This window comes from Acinetobacter sp. YH12128 (assembly GCF_013418655.1).
GTDB lineage: Bacteria > Pseudomonadota > Gammaproteobacteria > Pseudomonadales > Moraxellaceae > Acinetobacter > Acinetobacter amyesii.
Map to the genome: position 1 here is coordinate 183,391 of NZ_VPBO01000001.1, position 19,343 is coordinate 202,733.

The following is a 19,343-nucleotide window of genomic DNA, read 5'->3' on the forward strand; positions in this document are numbered from 1 at the left end:
ATTTTCAATTCGCCTTAAATGAAAAAAGACCGTTAAAACGGTCTTTTTTCAAAAGAATTTTCTAAATCGTTACAATTAAGACGCAGCTTTAGGCGGATTTAAAACTTGCCAAACATTCCAACGGCCTTGTTTTTCAATTTCTTGAATTAAGCGGTCAGCGACTTCGCCTTCTTGTGGGTATTTGACTTTATAGTTCTTTAAGACCTGAATTGCGTTCTTTTTTTGTTCCATCGCAATATAGTTATTTGCTGCAGAAAGATAAGCTTCTTGAACACCCGCTTTCATCGCTTTGTCTAAGTATGGGATCGCTTCACGTTGACCACCACCTTCAGATAAACCAAAACCGAACCAGAAGTTTGCTTCAGCATCATCTTGGTTGATTTTTAAAATACGCTGTGCGTAAGTTAATGATTTAGTGGTGTATACAGAACCTAAGTCGAGGTTACGTGCCATCACACTGGCTTTAAAAGCACGAACTAAAACATCAAAAGATGCGTTGTCTTTAGATGCAAGGGTATCTAGTTTTTGCGTCACTTCTTTAAGTTTAAGTTCAAACCCTTTACGTTCTTGGCGTTGAACAAAACGAGGTGGATAGTGACGTGCTTTACCTTCAACGAGCTGTAAGAAATCATCAATTTCAGTAATGTCGATTTCATTATCACCCGCTAAAGCAGCAAATTTCATTGAACGTACTTTGCTGTCTACAATTGGAATAATCAGACGGTTTTCTTCAAGTGTCAGTTGTTTAGATGGGTCGGTCGGGCTAGTTACCACCATCTTAGTCACAGGCTGTGCTGCAGCTTTTTGTAAATTTAATTCAAAAGGAGGTGGTGCATCGTAGTTAAATGGGTTGAGTGCGTAGAAAGGTGGAGTCAGTTCAGGCTCTACAAAAATCATGGCATCTTTAGGAGCATTATTTTTAGTTGGGGCGCTTCCACAAGCGGCAAGGGTTAAAGCAATACAAGCAACTGCCAAGGGCTTAAGCGTCATATGATTCATCCATTAAATTTATTTTATACAAAAAAGCATGTTGGTCAGTCTAAAAAAACTCTGAACAACATGCAAGTTAAAGGCAACTTATTCTGATTGCTTTTGGTTAAGCCTTAGATTGACTACTTTGAGCTTCGCATTCGCGGCGCACATCTTCAATGATTTTAAGTTCTTCCTGACTAAAAGGTTGTTCATTGAGCTGTTGCTTTTTGAACGTTGGGTCAAGGAGAGACAAACGCTGACACAAATTATTCATACGTTTTTCATTGTGCTGAATACGATCTAACAACACACGCATACCTTCTAACATTGGGTCAGTTTGGTCTTGTGTTGCAGCATACGGTTGGAAACCAATACTTTCTGCATAATCGCGACGACGGCTTTCAGCTTCATCTTTTGGCTTATCTTTCGTGATAAAGCGTGCTGGATTACCTACAGCGGTAGTATCTGCAGGAACTTCTTTAGTCACCACGGCATTTGAGCCGACTTTGGCATTTTTACCTACCGTAAATGGGCCTAAGATCTTTGCACCAGCGCCAACCACTACGCCATCTTCCAAGGTGGGGTGACGTTTGCCTTTATTCCAAGTTGTGCCCCCTAAGGTCACACCATGGTAAAGGGTGACATCATCACCAATTTCAGCTGTTTCACCAATCACCACACCCATACCGTGGTCAATGAAGAAACGACGACCGATTTTCGCACCCGGATGAATCTCAATGCCTGTGGCAAAGCGGCTAAAAGAAGACAATAAGCGAGCTGAGCCTTTACACTCTTTTTTCCAAAGTTCATGTGCCATACGATGCATGATCAAGGCATGAATTCCTGGATAAGTCGTTAAGACTTCGAGTGTATTTCGTGCAGCAGGATCGCGCGCGAATACAGCCTGTATATCTTCTTTGAGCTGCTTAAGCATTAGATTGATCCTCATTGTCTGTAGATTTTTTCCATGTTCCGTTATTTAATGCCTGTACTCGGCTAAAGATGCCACGTAATAAGTGGTATTCCATACGATCTAATTGTATACGTCCAAATAGGCGACGCAAGCGTAAAGGTAATAATCTTGGATTTTTTGGATCCATAAATTCAATCTCTGCCAGCATTTTTTCAATATGCGGGTAGAACTGTTCCATCATTTCATGGGTCACCAAAGGTTCATCCCATTCCATATCAATGTCATCTGTCACATGCATATTGGCATCAGGATTTGCCGTTAACTCAGTATGTGCAAGGGCAGCCATACGCATTTCATAGCAAATCACCTGAATCGCTTGGGCAACGTTCAATACGCCATATTCAGTATTTACTGGAATAGTGACGTGGTAGTTGGCCATTGCCAATTCTTCATTGGTCAAACCACGGTCTTCACGGCCAAACACCACGGCAATTTCTTGCTGTTGTTCGCAGACCGCTTTGAGAGACATTTCGGCAGCAGGGCGAGCGTCAAGTAATGGCCATGGGATGGTACGACTACGCGCACTAGTACCAAAGACAATATGACAATCTTTAATGGCATCTTCTAGTGATTCAACGATTTCAATTTGATCAATTAAATCGACAGCACCGGCAGCTAAGGCATTAATGTCCGGATGCGGGTAAGTCTTCGGTGCAACTAAGACTAACTTTGAAAGTCCCATGGTTTTCATGGCACGTAATGCACTACCAATATTTGCGGGTAATGTTGTGTTCACCATGACAATACGCACATGGGAGAGATGTGCTGAAACCGCAGCATTGTCAGTTTGATTCATGATATTTCCAATATGTTTATTTAAAAAAGCAGTTCAAACAGCGTTTAAACTTTAAGAAAATTGATTGGCTTCTGCTTGGTATAAATCCATGGCATCATCCATGCTCATCCCATCTGGCGGTGGCGGAACCTGCGCAGGAATAGAGGCTTGTTCATAACTTACCGCTTTGGCAGCTTTGGATTTGACATGATATTCGACATGCAAAGATTCTTTACCGAAGTAGTCACGCAGCTTAGACAGTAGCTCATCTAGCGGGGCAACTTTCCAGTTTAAGCCCAAATGAATGTCAGCCGTCGCATATGGATAGTCAATATATAACTGCACAGGAATATGCGTACACATATCGACATTGCAGAAAGGCAGTAGAATATTTTGGATGTCGCGTGAGAGCGTTTTACTAAAATGTTCCGGCGTTAATTTGATTTGAATCGCATTGGCACGTTTTTGACGGATTTCGTTCAGACTGAAGGCTTTAGTTAAGCGACCCATAGGGCGGTCAAAACCTTCACGTTCATAAATTTCACCTTCAATCACCACCACTTTTTCGTTTTGAATCACGTCTTTGAAGCGGTTAAAACGTTCGTGATTCGCAGACACTTCAATACGTGCTGTACCATCATCGAGTGTCACCATCATACGGTTCGGGAAGTTGGCTACATCGACGACTAGGCCTGCAAATACTGTAGTGACACCGCGACGTGTAGGCGTAAGTTCATTAATACGCTGTGAAATAAAGGCTTTTAACTCTGGGCGATACACATCAATCGGGTGACCTGTTAAATAAAGGCCGAGTGTGTCTTTTTCACCTTTAAGACGAACTTCATCTGACCACGGTTTGACAGGTTTGGCAGGTTTACGCTGAACTTCTTCCACTTCGCCAAACAAGTCCATCATGCCTGTTTCGCGGTTAGTGCGTGCTTGATCCGCCGCTTGAACGGCTTCAGGGAGCTGTGCCATCAAGTCAGCACGTTCTAAACCTAAACAATCCAGTGCGCCACTACGAATCAATGCTTCAAGGGTACGTTTATTGATTTTTTTCAGGTCAATACGATGACAGAAGTCGAACAGGTCTTTATAGGGACCATCTTGGATACGTGAGTCAATCACAGACTGCATGGCAGCTTCACCGACACCTTTGATCGCACCTAAACCGTATACGATCGTTTCTGGATCACTGGCATGGAAGTTGTACAAAGACATATTGACCGATGGAGGTAAAACTTCAAGACCGTTAATTCGACAGTCATCGATCAAGAACACTACGTTGTCAGTGTTCTGCATTTCCGAAGTCATTACCGCTGACATAAATTCAGCAGGGAAATGTGCTTTTAACCAAGCAGTTTGATATGCAACAAGGGCATAGGCAGCGGCATGGGATTTGTTAAAACCATAGCCTGCGAATTTTTCCATATAGTCGAAGATATGGTTGGCCGTATCTGCATCAATACCTTTGGTTGCAGCACCTTCAGTAAAGATCTGACGGTGCTTAATCATTTCTTCGACTTTCTTTTTACCCATGGCACGACGAAGTAAATCCGCACCACCTAAGCTATAGCCAGCACAGAACTGCGCTGCTTGCATTACCTGTTCCTGATACACCATAATGCCGTATGTCGGTTCAAGGACACTTTCTAGTAATGGATGTAAGTATTCAAACTCGCCACCATGCATACGGTAAATAAAGTCAGGAATCAGATCCATCGGGCCTGGACGGTATAAAGACACGAAAGCAATAATTTCTTCGAACTTACTTGGACGTGCCTCTTTCAGCATTTTTTTCATGCCGACGGATTCAAACTGGAAGACTGCTGTGGTATTCGCATCTGCGAACACGGCATAGGCAGGTTTATCATCCAAAGGAATCAGGGAAATGTCGACAGGTGTAGTGATATCTGGACGGGCATTGATGTGCTTAATGGCATCTTCAATTACCGTTAAATTACGTAAGCCCAAGAAGTCGAATTTGACTAGGCCGGCTGCTTCCACATCGTCTTTATCGAATTGGGCGACACGGTTAGTTCCATCTGCATCACACAGTACTGCTGAATAGTCAGTTAACTTGGTTGGTGCAATAACCACACCACCGGCATGCTTACCTGTATTACGGGTAATGCCTTCAAGTTTGAGTGCCATTTCCCAAATTTCGGCTGCATCGTCGTTATCTGGGTTTGATGGATTGGTGACAATATCTTTGAGCTGTGGTTCGGCCTCAATCGATTCTTCCAAACTTAAACCTAAAGGCTTGGTCGGAATCATTTTAGAAATACGGTCAGCCAAACCATAAGATTTACCCAAAACACGGGCTACGTCACGAATCGCACCTTTTGCTGCCATGGTCCCGAAAGTTGCAATCTGAGAAACCGCATCACGACCATAGGTACGTGCTACATAGTCAATAACACGGTCACGACCTGCAATACAGAAATCGACATCAAAGTCGGGCATCGATACACGTTCTGGGTTTAAGAAACGTTCGAACAGTAGGTCATAACGCAGTGGATCAAGGTCGGTAATTTTTAAACTATAGGCAACCAATGAACCTGCACCCGAACCACGGCCTGGACCGACAGGGACGCCATTACCTTTAGACCATTGAATAAAGTCCATGACAATCAGGAAGTAACCCGGGAATTGCATGGTCAGGATGATCCCGACTTCATAAGCCAAACGTTCATCATAAGGCTTACGAATTTCTGGCCAGTCGTCACCACGCTGTTCGACAGGATATAAATGCGCTAAGCGTTCTTCTAAACCTTCTTTTGATAAATGTTCAAAATAGGTGTCAATGGTATGACCTTCAGGGATTGGATAATCGGGAAGGTCATGGAAGCCTAAACGTAGTGACACATTACAGCGTCGTGCAATGTGATAGGTATTTTCTATAGCCGTTGGAATGTCTGCAAACAGCTCCGTCATTTCCTCGGCAGTTTTAAAATACTGTTCAGGACTGTAATTTTTAGGGCGACGATTGTCACCGAGGACATAGCCATCGGCAATACAAACGCGTGCTTCATGTGCCTCGAAATCTTCTTTATGTATAAAATGCACATCGTTATGAGCAACCACACCAATGTTAAATTTCTTCGCAAGTTTTACTGCTTCGTGAATAAAGTCTTCTTCACCCGAGCGCTCAGTTCGGGTAATAGCCAAGTAAACACGATTGCCAAATTTTTCGACCCATTCAGCTAACAGTGGTTCAGCTTTTTGCGGGTTGGAAGAGCAAAGCATTTTGCCGACATCACTTTGCATACCCAGTAAAACAATCAAGTCTTGGTGTTGATTTAAAATCCAATCTTTTTTTACGCAAGGAATATCAAGCTGTTGACCTGAAATATAACCTTCAGAAACCAACTCTGTTAGACTGCGCCAACCTTTATTGGTCATCGCTAGAAGAGTAGCTTTGTGCTCAGCATCATTCAAACGAATGGTTGAACCAAATATGGGTTTAATGCCTTTATCTAAGCACTTTTTATAGAATTTTACAGCAGCATGTAGATTTGAAAGGTCAGTAATGGCCAGAGCGGGCATTTCATCTGCAGCTGCAGCTTTTACAAGATCAGGTATACGTACAATAGATTCAGTAATGGAAAATTCTGTAAAAATACCAAGATGTACAAAGTGCATAGATGAGTCCCTGCGAAAACAGCTGCTGATTTTAGCATGCTCTGAGATCAAACTTGCGTTTATTGCATGGCTTTATGCAGATTTATAAATTCACTGTTTAAGCAATAAACGCTGTATGATAATCACCATTTAGCAAGCAATACCTTGATTAACTGAAAAAGCTATTAATTTGCTATTTTTAAAGTTGAAGAGTAGATTGCCAATATAGGGTAAATCATAGTTATGCGGCTCTTTCAGCACGGATTTTGCATGAGTCGGTGAGAGTAAAATCACATAAGCCACTTCATTTGGATTGGCTAATTTTGCACTTTTGGTAAAGTCTTTTACAAATTGTTGATAGTCATATTGGCTTATCAGATGTTTTGACCCAATTTGAATTTTAACGCGTATTTGAGTGGAGTTATCCCATTCCATCCAAACATTCCCTTTGGTTTGTCCAAGTTGGGCGAAGCTGCTTTTATTTTTATAGAATGAATCATTTTTAACTTGAGAATTGTCCTCAGCATAAATTTCAAATTTTAGAAATTTACCTTTTGATGTGACATGAAATTCAGTATTGCCGGCACATTCTGAATATTCATATTTAAGCTTTACTGGATTTTTGCTGATTAATGCATTTGCTTTTGATGCAGGCAAGGGTAAGGCTAAGTCAACATCATTTGCCTTAATACTAGTGACATAGTCATAATCAGCAATGGATGCAGATACTGCTGAAGTGATGAATATCCCCGTTGTGAAAAAAATTTAAGCGGAAAATTTTTGCTGTCAGTGTAGTTTCTATGGGGAATATAAAATCCTGTTCTTTTGATATTTTGTACTCACTCAAGTTTTTGTAAACGTAATATTGAAGGTTATATTTTAAATTTTATGGTGTTGCTAATTTGCCGTCAAAATAATTTAAAACTAAAAAAAATTTTGGTTTAATTGCGGCATTAAAAACTAAATTTTAGAATCTAAGAAACTAAAAAGCCCTCCGAGGAGAGCTTAAATATATGAATTATGCAGGCTTAGCGCAGTTTCGATAACCAGTCCCCCAGACTTTGAACAATTTGTACCAAAATCAACAATACAATGACGGTCATGATGACCACGCTACTATCAAAACGTTGATAACCATAAGAAATGGCAAGATCACCGATACCGCCTGCACCTACTGCACCCGCCATGGCTGTTGCACCAATTAAGCTAATGGTTGCAGTCGTTAAATTTAAAATCAAAGAGCTACGAGACTCTGGTAGGACAAATTTAGTAATGATTTGCAGCGGAGATGCACCCATCGCTTGGGCAGACTCAATGATGCCGTCATTCACTTCAAGCAACGAAGTTTCAATCAAACGACCAATGTAAGGACCAACATAGATTGTGAGAGGAACAATTGCAGCCCAAGTACCAATTGAAGTACCCACAATGACTTTGGTCAAAGGGATGACCGCAATCAGGAGGATAATAAATGGCAATGAACGCAGCGCATTCACAATCGGGTTCAAACCATGGTAGATGACACGGTTAGGCAAAATGCCTTGTGGACGTGAGACATATAAAATCACGGCCTGGATAAAACCCCAAATACAGCCAAAGAGCATGGCAAAGAACACCATGTGAAAAGTTTCTTGTAGGGCAGTAACGAACTGATCCATGGACAAAGAACTTTTCCAAAAGGGTGCTGTAATTTGAGTCAGCCATTGAACAATTAAATCTCTCATTGCTGAACTCCTGCTTGAGTGACTTCAACGCCATGTTGTTCTAAGAACGCCACCGCTTGTTGAATCAATGCTGCATCACCTAATAGCTGAACGAACATTTGTCCAATCACCGCACCATTAATTTCAGTCATATTGGCAAACAAAATATTCAGGCTAATATCAAACTGTTTAATTACCGCTTGAATGACGGTTTCCTGTGCCGAACTGCCCAGAAATTTTAAACAATAAATACTGTTATGGTTTTGATTTTCTAGATTATTTAAAATAGTAACAGGCAGCTGTTGCTGCAATACAGTTTGAATAAAGTTTTTGGTTGTATTGTGTTTTGGCTGACTAAAAATCTCTAAGGTTGAGCCGTGTTCGATGATTTTCCCTTGTTCCATCACCGCAACATAATCACAAACAGATTCAATCACATCCATTTCATGGGTGACCATGACAATAGTAATGCCTTGTTCTTGATTGATTTTCTTTAATAATGCCAATACCGACTTGGTGGTTTGCGGATCGAGAGCAGATGTTGCTTCATCACACAGTAAAATTTTAGGATGATTGGCAAGCGCACGGGCAATCCCGACACGTTGTTTTTGACCACCAGAGAGCTCATCCGGATAGGCATATTTCTTATGTTTTAAGTCAATAAATTCGAGCAACTCTTCTAAACGTTTTTGGCGTTCAGCTTTAGACACACCTAAAAGTTTAAGCGGCATTTCAATATTTTCTGCAACTGTTTTGGTTTGCAGTAAATTGAAGTGCTGGAAGATCATGCCAATATTGGTTCTTTCTTGACGCAGCTCTGCCGAATTTAAAGCAGTAAAGTCTTTATCATGAATAATAATTTGCCCTTCACTCGGACGTTCTAGCAAATTAATTAAACGGATTAAGGTACTTTTGCCTGCACCACTGTAGCCAATTAAACCGAAAATACAGCCATCTGGAATGTCCAGATTAATCTGATCCAGTGCTGTAACGGTTTGGCCTTTTAGCTCAAAATGCTTGGAGATATTTTTAAATTGGATCATAGCGTCAAAAAAGGGTTCAAAAATGAAAAAACAGGCAAAGTAAACTTTGCCTGTTTATTTGAAGAAATTATATTACTATTTTGCTTCAGTGAGGTAGCTAGTTGGTTTGTTTACATCAATTTTAGTACCACCAAAATGTTCATCGATGTAAGCTTTAACTGCTGGAGTGTGGTAAAGCGCGCCCACTTTTTGTAGAACTGGGTCATTTTGACGGTCAGCAGCAACAGCAAGAATATTCACGTTCATTTTTGTACTTTGATCGATTGGCTCATAGTAAACCGCATCTTTCAGTACGTTTAAACCACCTTCCATTGCAAGGGTATTACCCAAAACAATCGCATCAACTTCGTCTTTAACACGAACCGCAGTCGCCATTTGGATTGGCTTGATTACGATTTTCTTCGCATTTTCAGTGACGTCAGCAGGTGTACCTTTTACATCGTCAAAATCAGCTTTAAGTTTGATTAAGCCAGCAGATTGAAGTAGTAACAATGCACGTGATTCGTTTGCGCCATCATTTGGAATCGCAATGGTTGCACCTGTTTTAAACTCTTCAAGTTTTTTAACTTTGCTTGAATAGATACCCATTGGTTCTAAATAAGTTGTCGAAAGCGGTGCAATTTTATCTTTATTGTTGTCGTTAAACGCAACCATATAGGCATATGACTGGAATGCATTAACATCAATTTCTTTGTTCGCTACAGCAGTGTTCATAGACACATAGTCAGTAAAGTTTTTCACTTCAAGTTTAATGCCAGCTTCTTTAGTTTCAGGAAGCGTAGCAATATAGCGCCAAATATCAGCATCTGAACCAGTCGAAGCCATGGTAACAGTTTGCACTTCTGCAGTGTCTTTTTGTTGTGCGGCGTCAGTTGCAGGAGCTTCTTGTTTACCACAGCCTGAAAGGCCCACAGATAAACCGAGAACTAATCCTAGGAGCTTTTTCATATATTCACCCGAGTAAATTTATAAAATTAATAAATTCACAAATCATATTATGGAGAGATTTACTTAAGTCTTTTATCAGACAGGCTGATAGATGCTTAATAATTTAAAATGCTACACAGACTTATACAATTAGATCTGAGTCTATTTCCAAATGGGAAAAGATAGCCATTGCAAGCTGCTGTAAACAAAAGATTTAATAAAGCAAATCTCTATATTTCGCTAGGCATCATATCAATTTTTTATTATTCAATATAGTGATTTAAAAAGTTATGCTTAGCACCAAAAATGTATATGGAATATGTTTAATTAAATAATTTAATAAGTAAAAACAATATATTATTTATAATTAAACTATTTAAGTACGTCATTTGTATAAGTTTAGGTCTATATAACAAATTTTAAAAAGTATTGCTGAAAAAATGATAAAAATGAAATAAGTCCTGTCATACACAAAATTTGTAACATTCATATGTGAAAATAACGAAGTGCTTCAATCTAAGCTGAGTTGAAATCTTTATTGATATATTTGAAGTTCAACTTTGATTCATGGTTTTTCAAAATTTTAGATCTAAATCTGATGAAGATTGAATCCACTATATTGTTTAATATAAACTGCTTAATAATTGATCATAATAAATTGCTATGTGCGGCACGCTATGTTAAATCAGTTTGATTTCGTCTCAATTGTAAAAAAGCCTACGGTACATTATGGCGGTAGATGGGTGAGCCATGTTTTAAAAATTGAAGATGGTAGCCAAAAAACCATTGGTGTATTTTTGATATCAGAACAACCTATGACGTTTGAGGTGCATGTGAAAGAACGTGTTGAAATCACATCGGGGTAGTGTGTTGTGCAAATTGGGGAGCAGGTCGAGTTTGTTCAATATACTTCTGGCGAAAGGTTTATTGTTCCTCAAGATTCAATTTTTTAAAGTGCAATGTACTGATGTCGTTGATTATGTATGACATTTTGATTAAGCATGCTTAAACAGGTTGGAGTTGCTTCAGCTTACACATCAAGATGTTTTAATTGCTAGTGATCGATATTGATATTTTTTCTTAACCCCGCACTTAGCGGGGTTTTTTATATGATTACATGAATGATTTTGCTGTCTTATACGAAATCCTGCGGTAACTAAAATTAAAGTATTTAACATCACCTATAACCACTGTTTGGCAGAGTTAATGTACTTTAGTTTTGCCGTGAATAATTATTGAATTAGCAAAAGGGGATGTGCAAATAATCACTGCGCTGAATTTCATAGAGTACATGACGGTTTAATGGATGATCCGCTGGTACATGCGGATGATTAAATTCACGGACTTTTTGCATACCAATGCGTTGCATGACATGTTCTGATGGAGTGTTCAAACTTGCTGTAAAGGAAATAACTTTATCTAATCTTAAGTTTCGAAAAGCATGTTTAAGTACAGCTTTTGCACCTTCGGTGGCATAACCTTGATGCCAATATTGTGGCAGTAGTTGTCAACCAATTTCAGGGGCATCAGCTATTTCGAACTCGGGTGGATGTGCGTGTAAGCCGATAAAGCCAATAAATTCTCCTGTAGCTTTAAGCTCGACAGCATATAAACCCCAACCGCGTATTTCTATTGCATCGTGTAGGCGTTGCATAAATGCAGTGGCTTCGGAAGCATCAAGTTTGTTAGGGAAATAGCGCATGACGTCATCATCTGCACACATGTGGATGAATGGAGCAGTATCGGAGTCTTGCCATTGGCGTAGGATCAGGCGAGGGGTTGGGAGTTGTATCATATATGTAATACTATAATTTCCTTATTCTTATTATAAAAAGACCGTGAGTAGATGTGATGTATATTTTTGAAATAATTATACCTGGGACTTGGCTTGATTATGAAGATCGTGAATGGAGTTGGGCGATTGAAAGTCAGCTTCGTTCGTTAGAAGCGCAATTTTTTGAGGCAAATTTAGCTTTAAATCTGTTTCATTCAATGGTTCACCAAGAATCAACTTCTAAAGATGATTGGCTTCGAGAAAATAATAGAAGAAGTGAAATAAGGAAGGAGATTGAAGTTGAGATTTTACAAGAGGGTAAGAATCATTGGGATTATATGGAAGAGATTAATTTAAAAACGGAAATTATTTTTAAAAGAGAAAAATGGAGTCAAGGTCGTATACCTAGGGAGTTTAATCATAATTTAGCATTTATATATGCACGAGCATTTTTATATGCTTTGGATACTTTTGATAAATTTCTTAAAGTTTTATCAAATAATAAAGATGTTCCAACGGAGCTGAAAACTACGTATTTGAAAATGTCAGAATATTTTCCTGATTTACGTGGTGTTAGGAATACCGCCCAGCATCTCGAAGATAGATCAAGGGGATTGGGGGCATATAATAAGCCTTTGGATTTAAAGCCTGTTGAGAATAGTTTTATTAATGCTCAACAAGGTGCATTAATATTAAATTGTTTAAATGGCTCTAAGTATGGATCAACTATGGCAGATGGTCATTATGGTGAAGTAGATGTTTCACCAGAATCAATGAATCACTTGCAGTCAATTTTGACAGAAGTTTTAAATTCTTTTAAATGGAAAGGAAGCCCTCAACACAAACCTAGTGCATAGAAATGTGACAATTAAAAAAAACCCGCATTTAGCGGGGTTTTTCGTAATCAAATGAATGATTAGGCATTTTCACGTGCAATTGCGCGGTAACCAATATCTTTACGGTATTGAACGCCGTCAAACGTTACTTTTTGGCACAGCTCTAAAGCTTTCGCTTGCGCTTCGCCAATGGTGTTGCCTAGCGCAGTCACACAAAGTACACGACCACCAGCAGTCACAATGTCACCATTCTCAAGCGCTTTTGTACCTGCATGGAATACTTTTGCATCAGCCATTTCTGTGTCTAAACCAGAAATCACATCACCATTGCTAGAAGTTTCTGGGTAGCCTTTAGATGCAAGTACGATACCTACAGTCTTGCGCTCATCCCATTCAGCTTCCGCAGGTAAGTTACCAGCGATACCAGCTTCAACCAAATCAACTAAAGATGATTTTAAACGCATCATAATTGGTTGAGTTTCAGGGTCGCCAAAACGACAGTTGAACTCGATCACTTTTGGTTGACCTTGTTCATCAATCATTAAGCCTGCGTATAAGAAACCCGTATAAACATGACCGTCTTTTTTCATACCTTCAACCGTAGGACGCATCACTTCATTCATGGTTTTTTCAAATACGTCAGCAGTCACAACAGGCGCAGGAGAGTAAGCACCCATACCGCCAGTGTTTGGACCTTGGTCACCTTCAAAGATACGTTTGTGATCTTGTGAAGTCGCCATCGGCAAGATGTTGTCGCCATCAATCATACAAATGAAAGACGCTTCTTCACCCGCAAGGAATTCTTCGATCACCACACGTGAGCCGGCATCGCCAAATTTGTTGCCAGCCAGCATGTCATCAATTGCATCGAATGCTTCTTGATTGGTCATGGCAACAATTACGCCTTTACCCGCAGCAAGACCGTCAGCCTTGATTACAATCGGCGCACCATTTTTTTCAACAAATGCTTTTGCAGCATCTACTTCTGTAAATACATCATAGAAAGCAGTTGGGATGTTATGGCGTTTTAAGAAGTGCTTCGCAAATGCTTTAGAGCCTTCAAGCTGTGCAGCAAATTGAGTTGGGCCCCAAATTTTTACACCCGCTTCACGGCAAGCATCCACAACACCATTTACAAGCGGTGCTTCAGGGCCAACCACGATTAAATCCACCGCATTGTTTTTAGCAAAGTCGATGATCGCAGCGTTGTCTAAAATATTTAAGGCAACATTTTCGCATTTATTTTCAGTTGCAGAACCCGCATTGCCCGGTGCTACAAATACTTTTGCAACTTTGTCATCTTGTGCGATTTTCCATGCCAATGCATGTTCACGACCGCCATTACCCAAAACTAAAATATTCATCGGTTCATACTCCATGAATCGAAAATGACATAAAGTCCTCAACCTGAAAGCAGGAGAGGACTTTATGCAAGATTAGAAATCTAGTGTATTAAGCAAAAGACTGTGCTTAATTGTCATGATCAAGTTGCCAACTTAGTGACGGAAATGACGCATGCCAGTGAAGACCATTGCAATACCAGCTTCATCAGCTGCAGCAATCGTTTCTTCATCACGCATAGAACCACCCGGTTGGATAATGCATTTGATGCCCGCTTTTGCAGCGTTATCAATGCCATCACGGAATGGGAAGAATGCGTCAGATGCCATTACCGCACCTTCAACCACTAAACCAGCATGTTCAGCTTTGATTGCAGCAATACGAGCAGAGTTAACGCGGCTCATTTGACCTGCGCCAACACCAATCGTTTGACGGCCTTTCGCATAAACAATCGCGTTAGATTTAACGTATTTCGCAACTTTCCAAGCAAAGATTAAGTCATCAATTTCTGCTTCAGTTGGTGCACGTTTAGTCACAACTTTAAGGTCATCTTTCGTGATCATGCCTAAGTCTTGGTCTTGAACCAACAAACCGCCATTCACACGTTTGTAATCTAACTGAGCTTTACGTTCAGTAATTGCAGGAAGCTCGCCGCATACGAGTACACGTACGTTTTTCTTCGCGCCAGTAACTTCAAGCACGCCTTCAGCAACGCTTGGAGCAATGATCACTTCAACAAATTGACGGTCAACAATGGCTTGCGCAGTTGCAACATCTAATTCGCGGTTAAATGCAATGATGCCGCCGAATGCAGATTCAGGGTCAGTTGCATAAGCAAGGTCATAAGCCGCTTGGATGCCGTCTAAAGATACTGCTACGCCACATGGGTTTGCGTGTTTAACGATTACACAAGCAGGTTTAGCGAATGATTTAACACATTCAAGTGCTGCGTCAGTGTCTGCGATGTTGTTATAAGATAGTTCTTTACCTTGAAGCTGTTTCGCAGTTGAAACTGAAGCTTCAGTCGCTGTGTCTTCTACATAGAAAGCAGCAGATTGATGCGGGTTTTCACCGTAACGTAAGTCTTGAACTTTGTTCAATTGAGTATTGAAAGTACGCGCAAATTTATCTGCTTGACCTTCTTCCTTACCTACGCGAGCGCCTAAGTAAGAAGCGATCATACCGTCGTATTGAGCAGTATGTTCAAATGCTTTAACCGCAAGGTCAAAACGAGTTGCATGTGAAAGTGAACCTTCAGCTTTAAGCTCAGCAACGACAGTTGCATAGTCAGCAGCATTTACCACGATACCAACAGAAGCATGGTTTTTCGCAGCAGCACGAACCATAGTCGGACCACCGATATCGATGTTTTCAATCGCATCAGCAAGTGAACAGTTTGGTTTTGCAACAGTTGCTGCAAACGGATAAAGGTTAACAACTACAAGATCGATTGCATCGATGTTGTGTTCAGCCATCACAGCTTCGTCTAGACCGCGACGAGCTAAGATACCACCATGAATTTTCGGATGTAGCGTTTTTACACGGCCGTCCATCATCTCTGGGAAACCTGTGTGCTCTGAAACTTCAACTACGGCAACATTATTGTCTTTCAACAATTTGTATGTTCCGCCAGTAGATAAAATTTCTACCCCTAGAGCAGCAAGTTCTTGTGCAAATTCAACAATTCCAGTCTTGTCAGACACAGAGATTAAAGCGCGTTTAATAGTCATGATCTTCGTCACAGTTTTCAAGGAACAGATTAAAACAAAATTAGCAAAATGCAGGTTAAAAAAAATGCCTGCGGAAGCCGCAAGCATTTTATCATTTATTCACTCATTAAACCGTGAGCTTTCAACTTTTTACGTAAAGTACCACGGTTTAAGCCGAGAATCTCAGCAGCACGGGTTTGATTACCACGTGTATATTCAAGAACTACAGATAGAAGAGGCTTCTCCATTTCCGCCAGCACCATATCGTATACCTGAGATGGTTGCTCGCCTTGCAATTGTGCAAAGTAATGGCGAACTGCGCGATCTACGTGAATACGAAGAGCGACATCAGATTGTGCAGTAAAAATAGGAGATTTGCTATTCATGCGAATTAATCCGAAAAATCAAATATCACTTGGGTAAAGTGATTTGTTAAAAGTGGTCTATAAACTTGAATGAACTCCGTTTTAGTTCCTAATGCGGAGTTCTAAAACTTGTACATTACTTGTAGCTTGACACAACTCGCAAAATTGTTCGAAAAATAAGCGTAACAATAGATTAATAATTGTTACAGCCTAAAAAACAAACAAAAAATCTACTCAATACGCAATAAGTAATAAAGCGCACGGTTGGGATTGTATTTGTTGTGAAAAATTAGCGAGGAGTTTGCAGCACAAAGCTTTCGTGGCGCGTATCATACCATTGTCTAGGAAAAAGTGAGCAAGAAAACTGCATTTTTTTTATGTTTTTTTTACTTTTTTAATAGTTTTTTTCAATATTAGGGGCGAATCAACTCAATTGAATAATTATCGAAGCTTTTGCGTGCAATTGGTAGGCTAAATTGGAATTTAAAAGGACTACTTTTTGGGATCCGTTGGATACCATGCAGACTTTTATCCAAATACTCTTCAGGTAAAAGCGTATAGTTTGCTATTTCAGCACCATTTTCTTTTAGTGAAATTTTCATATTGGGTAAGGCAAGGCTACGGTCATGAAAATTGATCATTTCACCTGTAAAACGTGTTTCATTATTTCCAATGCTACGAATTTTGACTTTTTTGGTACTAATTAAACTGTAATGTTCCTCTAGACGTGAACAATTGAATACATCACAGACCGCAGTAAATGCAGCACCCATCACTGGACTATTTTTTAAATATTGAGGATTGAACCAGAAAAACTGGAATATAAGTGCACCAAATAAGAAAGCATTAATACAGAACCACATAAAATAATTCAGTGGTGTACGTTTTTTATCCTTTTCAGCCTGTTCTGCCCAATTTACAGCAGGCAGGTTGCCGATCGGTTCGGTGCTGAAATAATTTAAGTTATTTAAATAAGTTTTTAGATCGATATTAGAGTTTTCGACTTTTTGATCAAATAGTTTTAATAAATGGTGGGTTGGTGTTTCTTCAACAGTCACTGGTGTAAGCGTATTATTAAATTCGCTGACATTAATAATAGTATTGGAGTTTTTTTGCGGTGCATTTTCTTGCTCAGGGGTAGAAAAAGACAACGCTTTATCTACCACCAAATGAGACAGTGCATTAAAAGATGTAGAGCACTTTGGGCAACAAACCATGCCCTGAGCGACAGTAAGCTGCGGAACAGTTACTTTATATGTTGTAAAACAAGTTGGGCAGTTAGTTAATTTGTCGCTCATAAGTACACATTTTAAATTTTAATACTGTTGGCGTTTACCCGAAATTCGGCACCATGTTTCGTCACGTTTTTCTACGTCTAATATATCAAAAAATTCAGAATAAACACTAGAAACATCAGAAACTTGCTCTTCAATTACACCTGCAAGTGCGAACTCGCCCTCAGATTTAATTAAAGTTGAGAATTCTGCAGCCAAGGCCATTAGAGGGCCTGCAAGAATATTAGCAACAAACACATCGGCTTTTTGTCCAGCGAGTTCTTGGTTGAACTCTTCAGGTAGGCCTACATACAAATTTTCCAGTACACCATTTAATTCGGCATTTTGTTGTGTTGCTAAAACGGCTTGTGGGTCAATATCAGTGGCATAAACTTTTTTTGCACCCAAAAGTAAAGCGGCAACACCTAAAATACCAGAACCACAACCGTAGTCGATGACGATTTTATCCTTAAGATCAACTTTACCTAACCATTGTAGGCATAGGAATGTAGATGCATGGTTACCAGTACCAAAAGCAAGACCTGGGTCTAGTTTGATGTTAACGGCATCTGCTTCTGGCGCTTCCATCCATTCTGGGACAATCCAATATTTCTCACCAATTTGAATAGGCTCATAAGCATCCATCCATGTGCGTTCCCATTCTTGGTCTTCAATGAATTCGCTACGCATTGGTGCTTCAGGAAGTAGAGCTTTAATAAATGTTTCTAATGCTGCAACATCAATTTCTTCATTATCTTCTTGTGCATATATACCAGTTACGATCACTTTATTCCAAAGTGGTGTTTCACCTGGAAGTGGTTCAAGTAAATCCTGATTTTCTGCATCATCTAGCGTGACACTGACTGCACCTAAAGAACTGAGCAGCGTTTCAGTGTAATCAACTTGAGCTTTTTCAACAGTAATATGAATTTGTAACCACTTCACGGACATAACCTAAATGAGTTTTATAAAAAGCTATTGTAACGGAACTCGGCAACTTGCAGCTAGCGATTATCAAAATTGACAAAAAATAAAAGGATGCACGTAGCATCCTTTTAACTTTTCAGTGCCTTAACTTTTAATTGTTTCGGTTGTCGTTGTCGAGATTGGTGCAAAACGTGTAATTAGGAAGCCAAATACAGCGGCAAAGATGTACATAAAGATTGAATATACTGCCGCAGGCATTGCAACTGCAGAGCTGGCCATCACCGTTAAGGCGATGGTCATGGCCAACGTACTGTTATGAATCCCGATTTCAAATGCACATGCACGTGCCTGAGCACTATTGATGCCGAAAAGTCGCGGAACAAAATAACCGATACATAAGCTAAAGATGCAGAATAGAACCGTTGCTAAGCCAACTTGAGTTAGATAAGCCGCAATATTTTGTCGTTCAGAGTAAATAGCACCGATAATAATTAAGATGAGAAAGACCACAGCAAAGATACGGAGTGGTTTATGCAGTTTCTCAGTCAGTTTAGGTGCATAGTGACGAAGCAGCATGCCTATACCGACAGGGATGATAATGATGCCGAAAACTTGGAGGATTTTTCCAAACTGCAGACTGATTTGTTGACCTTCTTGCATGAAGTGCATGATCGAAAAATTAACGATCAATGGAAGGGTTAATGCTGCAATGACAGAGTTGATGGCGGTCAGGGTAATATTTAAAGCCAAGTCACCTTTAAATAGATAGCTAAATAAGTTAGCTGTGCTACCACCGGGTGAGGCTGCGAGTAGCATCAAGCCGACAGCAAGCAGTGGTGGTAATGCTAACAGTTTACATAGTAGAAAGGCGATACCGACAAGCAACACGAGCTGGCAAAATAATGCAATCAACACGGCTTTAGGGTGCTTGGTGACACGTGCGAAATCTTTGGGGGTAAGTTCTAGCCCAAGCCCGATCATAATAAAGGCCAGTGCTAATGGCAAAAGAACCGTAATAATTCCAGAATCCATCGTATTTATTCTCCTTGAGCATATTTAATGGTTTTTCACCAAATTCCTTATGGTGATTGCGTTAGAAA

At 40.0% G+C, this 19,343-nt stretch carries 16 protein-coding genes and 1 pseudogene; 2 read left to right on the forward strand and 15 right to left on the reverse strand.

Annotation, left to right across the window (positions count from 1 at the left end; all coding sequences use genetic code 11):
* Positions 1-75: 75 nt before the first annotated feature.
* The 8 genes from FTU64_RS00935 to FTU64_RS00970 form a co-directional block, all read right to left on the reverse strand.
* Positions 76-990, reverse strand: a complete 915-nt coding sequence (locus tag FTU64_RS00935; protein WP_180054454.1) for an ABUW_2363 family tetratricopeptide repeat lipoprotein — start codon at positions 988-990, stop codon at positions 76-78.
* Between the two features lie 106 nt (positions 991-1,096).
* Positions 1,097-1,906, reverse strand: a complete 810-nt coding sequence (gene cysE / locus FTU64_RS00940) for a serine O-acetyltransferase (protein ID WP_180059075.1) — start codon at positions 1,904-1,906, stop codon at positions 1,097-1,099.
* Positions 1,899-2,741 (reverse strand): RNA methyltransferase, encoded by an 843-nt coding sequence (locus FTU64_RS00945; protein ID WP_078193553.1) that lies wholly within the window; start codon positions 2,739-2,741, stop codon positions 1,899-1,901. The genes cysE and FTU64_RS00945 overlap by 8 nt, the downstream gene beginning before the upstream one ends.
* 51 nt (positions 2,742-2,792) lie before the next feature.
* Positions 2,793-6,365 (reverse strand): DNA polymerase III subunit alpha, encoded by a 3,573-nt coding sequence (dnaE, locus tag FTU64_RS00950; RefSeq protein WP_180059076.1) that lies wholly within the window; start codon positions 6,363-6,365, stop codon positions 2,793-2,795.
* 129 nt (positions 6,366-6,494) lie between these two features.
* Positions 6,495-7,001: a hypothetical protein gene (locus FTU64_RS00955; RefSeq protein ID WP_218950822.1), complete on the reverse strand. Its 507-nt coding sequence runs from the start codon at positions 6,999-7,001 to the stop codon at positions 6,495-6,497.
* Positions 7,002-7,372: 371 nt separating this feature from the next.
* Positions 7,373-8,068 carry a methionine ABC transporter permease gene (locus FTU64_RS00960; RefSeq protein WP_078188742.1) on the reverse strand — a complete coding sequence of 232 codons (696 nt, stop codon included), beginning with the start codon at positions 8,066-8,068 and terminating at the stop codon, positions 7,373-7,375.
* Positions 8,065-9,090, reverse strand: coding sequence for a methionine ABC transporter ATP-binding protein (locus FTU64_RS00965; protein WP_180054450.1), 1,026 nt, complete (start codon positions 9,088-9,090; stop codon positions 8,065-8,067). Before FTU64_RS00965 ends, FTU64_RS00960 begins: the two co-directional genes overlap by 4 nt.
* A gap of 75 nt (positions 9,091-9,165) precedes the next feature.
* A complete protein-coding gene (locus FTU64_RS00970) occupies positions 9,166-10,038 on the reverse strand; it encodes a MetQ/NlpA family ABC transporter substrate-binding protein (protein WP_180007758.1) in 873 nt (290 codons plus the stop codon).
* A gap of 656 nt (positions 10,039-10,694) precedes the next feature.
* Here FTU64_RS00970 and FTU64_RS16460 point away from each other — a divergent pair.
* A complete protein-coding gene (locus FTU64_RS16460) occupies positions 10,695-10,883 on the forward strand; it encodes a pyrimidine/purine nucleoside phosphorylase (protein WP_373683445.1) in 189 nt (62 codons plus the stop codon).
* Between the two features lie 374 nt (positions 10,884-11,257).
* On the opposite strand, the pseudogene FTU64_RS00980 reads toward FTU64_RS16460, so the two are convergent.
* Positions 11,258-11,812, reverse strand: a pseudogene (locus FTU64_RS00980) (GNAT family N-acetyltransferase).
* Positions 11,813-11,868: 56 nt separating this feature from the next.
* Here FTU64_RS00980 and FTU64_RS00985 point away from each other — a divergent pair.
* Complete coding sequence (locus tag FTU64_RS00985) at positions 11,869-12,648, forward strand: hypothetical protein (RefSeq protein WP_180054448.1); 780 nt, start codon at positions 11,869-11,871, stop codon at positions 12,646-12,648.
* Positions 12,649-12,707: 59 nt separating this feature from the next.
* On the opposite strand, the gene purD is transcribed toward FTU64_RS00985, so the two are convergent.
* The 6 genes from purD to FTU64_RS01015 form a co-directional block, all read right to left on the reverse strand.
* Complete coding sequence (gene purD / locus FTU64_RS00990; RefSeq protein ID WP_120365368.1) at positions 12,708-13,991, reverse strand: phosphoribosylamine--glycine ligase; 1,284 nt, start codon at positions 13,989-13,991, stop codon at positions 12,708-12,710.
* Positions 13,992-14,123: 132 nt separating this feature from the next.
* Positions 14,124-15,698: a bifunctional phosphoribosylaminoimidazolecarboxamide formyltransferase/IMP cyclohydrolase gene (gene purH, locus FTU64_RS00995; protein WP_180003874.1), complete on the reverse strand. Its 1,575-nt coding sequence runs from the start codon at positions 15,696-15,698 to the stop codon at positions 14,124-14,126.
* A gap of 95 nt (positions 15,699-15,793) precedes the next feature.
* Positions 15,794-16,063, reverse strand: coding sequence for a DNA-binding transcriptional regulator Fis (gene fis / locus FTU64_RS01000; protein ID WP_001086304.1), 270 nt, complete (start codon positions 16,061-16,063; stop codon positions 15,794-15,796).
* A 392-nt stretch (positions 16,064-16,455) separates the two neighbouring features.
* Entirely contained in the window at positions 16,456-17,340 is an 885-nt protein-coding gene (locus FTU64_RS01005; protein WP_180054446.1) for a DUF3426 domain-containing protein, read from the reverse strand.
* Between the two features lie 18 nt (positions 17,341-17,358).
* Positions 17,359-18,261, reverse strand: coding sequence for a 50S ribosomal protein L11 methyltransferase (gene prmA, locus FTU64_RS01010; RefSeq protein WP_180054444.1), 903 nt, complete (start codon positions 18,259-18,261; stop codon positions 17,359-17,361).
* 126 nt (positions 18,262-18,387) lie between these two features.
* A complete protein-coding gene (locus FTU64_RS01015; RefSeq protein ID WP_180054442.1) occupies positions 18,388-19,275 on the reverse strand; it encodes a bile acid:sodium symporter family protein in 888 nt (295 codons plus the stop codon).
* Positions 19,276-19,343 lie beyond the last annotated feature (68 nt).

Coding starts and splice junctions, on each gene's coding strand:
- FTU64_RS00985 (WP_180054448.1), top strand. CDS start 11,869: ATGTATATTTTTGAAATAATTATACCTGGGACTTGGCTTGATTATGAA.
- FTU64_RS00960 (WP_078188742.1), bottom strand. CDS start 8,068: ATGAGAGATTTAATTGTTCAATGGCTGACTCAAATTACAGCACCCTTT.
- FTU64_RS01015 (WP_180054442.1), bottom strand. CDS start 19,275: ATGGATTCTGGAATTATTACGGTTCTTTTGCCATTAGCACTGGCCTTT.
- purD (WP_120365368.1), bottom strand. CDS start 13,991: ATGAATATTTTAGTTTTGGGTAATGGCGGTCGTGAACATGCATTGGCA.
- dnaE (WP_180059076.1), bottom strand. CDS start 6,365: ATGCACTTTGTACATCTTGGTATTTTTACAGAATTTTCCATTACTGAA.
- cysE (WP_180059075.1), bottom strand. CDS start 1,906: ATGCTTAAGCAGCTCAAAGAAGATATACAGGCTGTATTCGCGCGCGAT.
- FTU64_RS00945 (WP_078193553.1), bottom strand. CDS start 2,741: ATGAATCAAACTGACAATGCTGCGGTTTCAGCACATCTCTCCCATGTG.
- FTU64_RS01005 (WP_180054446.1), bottom strand. CDS start 17,340: ATGAGCGACAAATTAACTAACTGCCCAACTTGTTTTACAACATATAAA.
- purH (WP_180003874.1), bottom strand. CDS start 15,698: ATGACTATTAAACGCGCTTTAATCTCTGTGTCTGACAAGACTGGAATT.
- FTU64_RS00965 (WP_180054450.1), bottom strand. CDS start 9,090: ATGATCCAATTTAAAAATATCTCCAAGCATTTTGAGCTAAAAGGCCAA.
- FTU64_RS16460 (WP_373683445.1), top strand. CDS start 10,695: ATGTTAAATCAGTTTGATTTCGTCTCAATTGTAAAAAAGCCTACGGTA.
- FTU64_RS00935 (WP_180054454.1), bottom strand. CDS start 990: ATGACGCTTAAGCCCTTGGCAGTTGCTTGTATTGCTTTAACCCTTGCC.
- fis (WP_001086304.1), bottom strand. CDS start 16,063: ATGAATAGCAAATCTCCTATTTTTACTGCACAATCTGATGTCGCTCTT.
- FTU64_RS00970 (WP_180007758.1), bottom strand. CDS start 10,038: ATGAAAAAGCTCCTAGGATTAGTTCTCGGTTTATCTGTGGGCCTTTCA.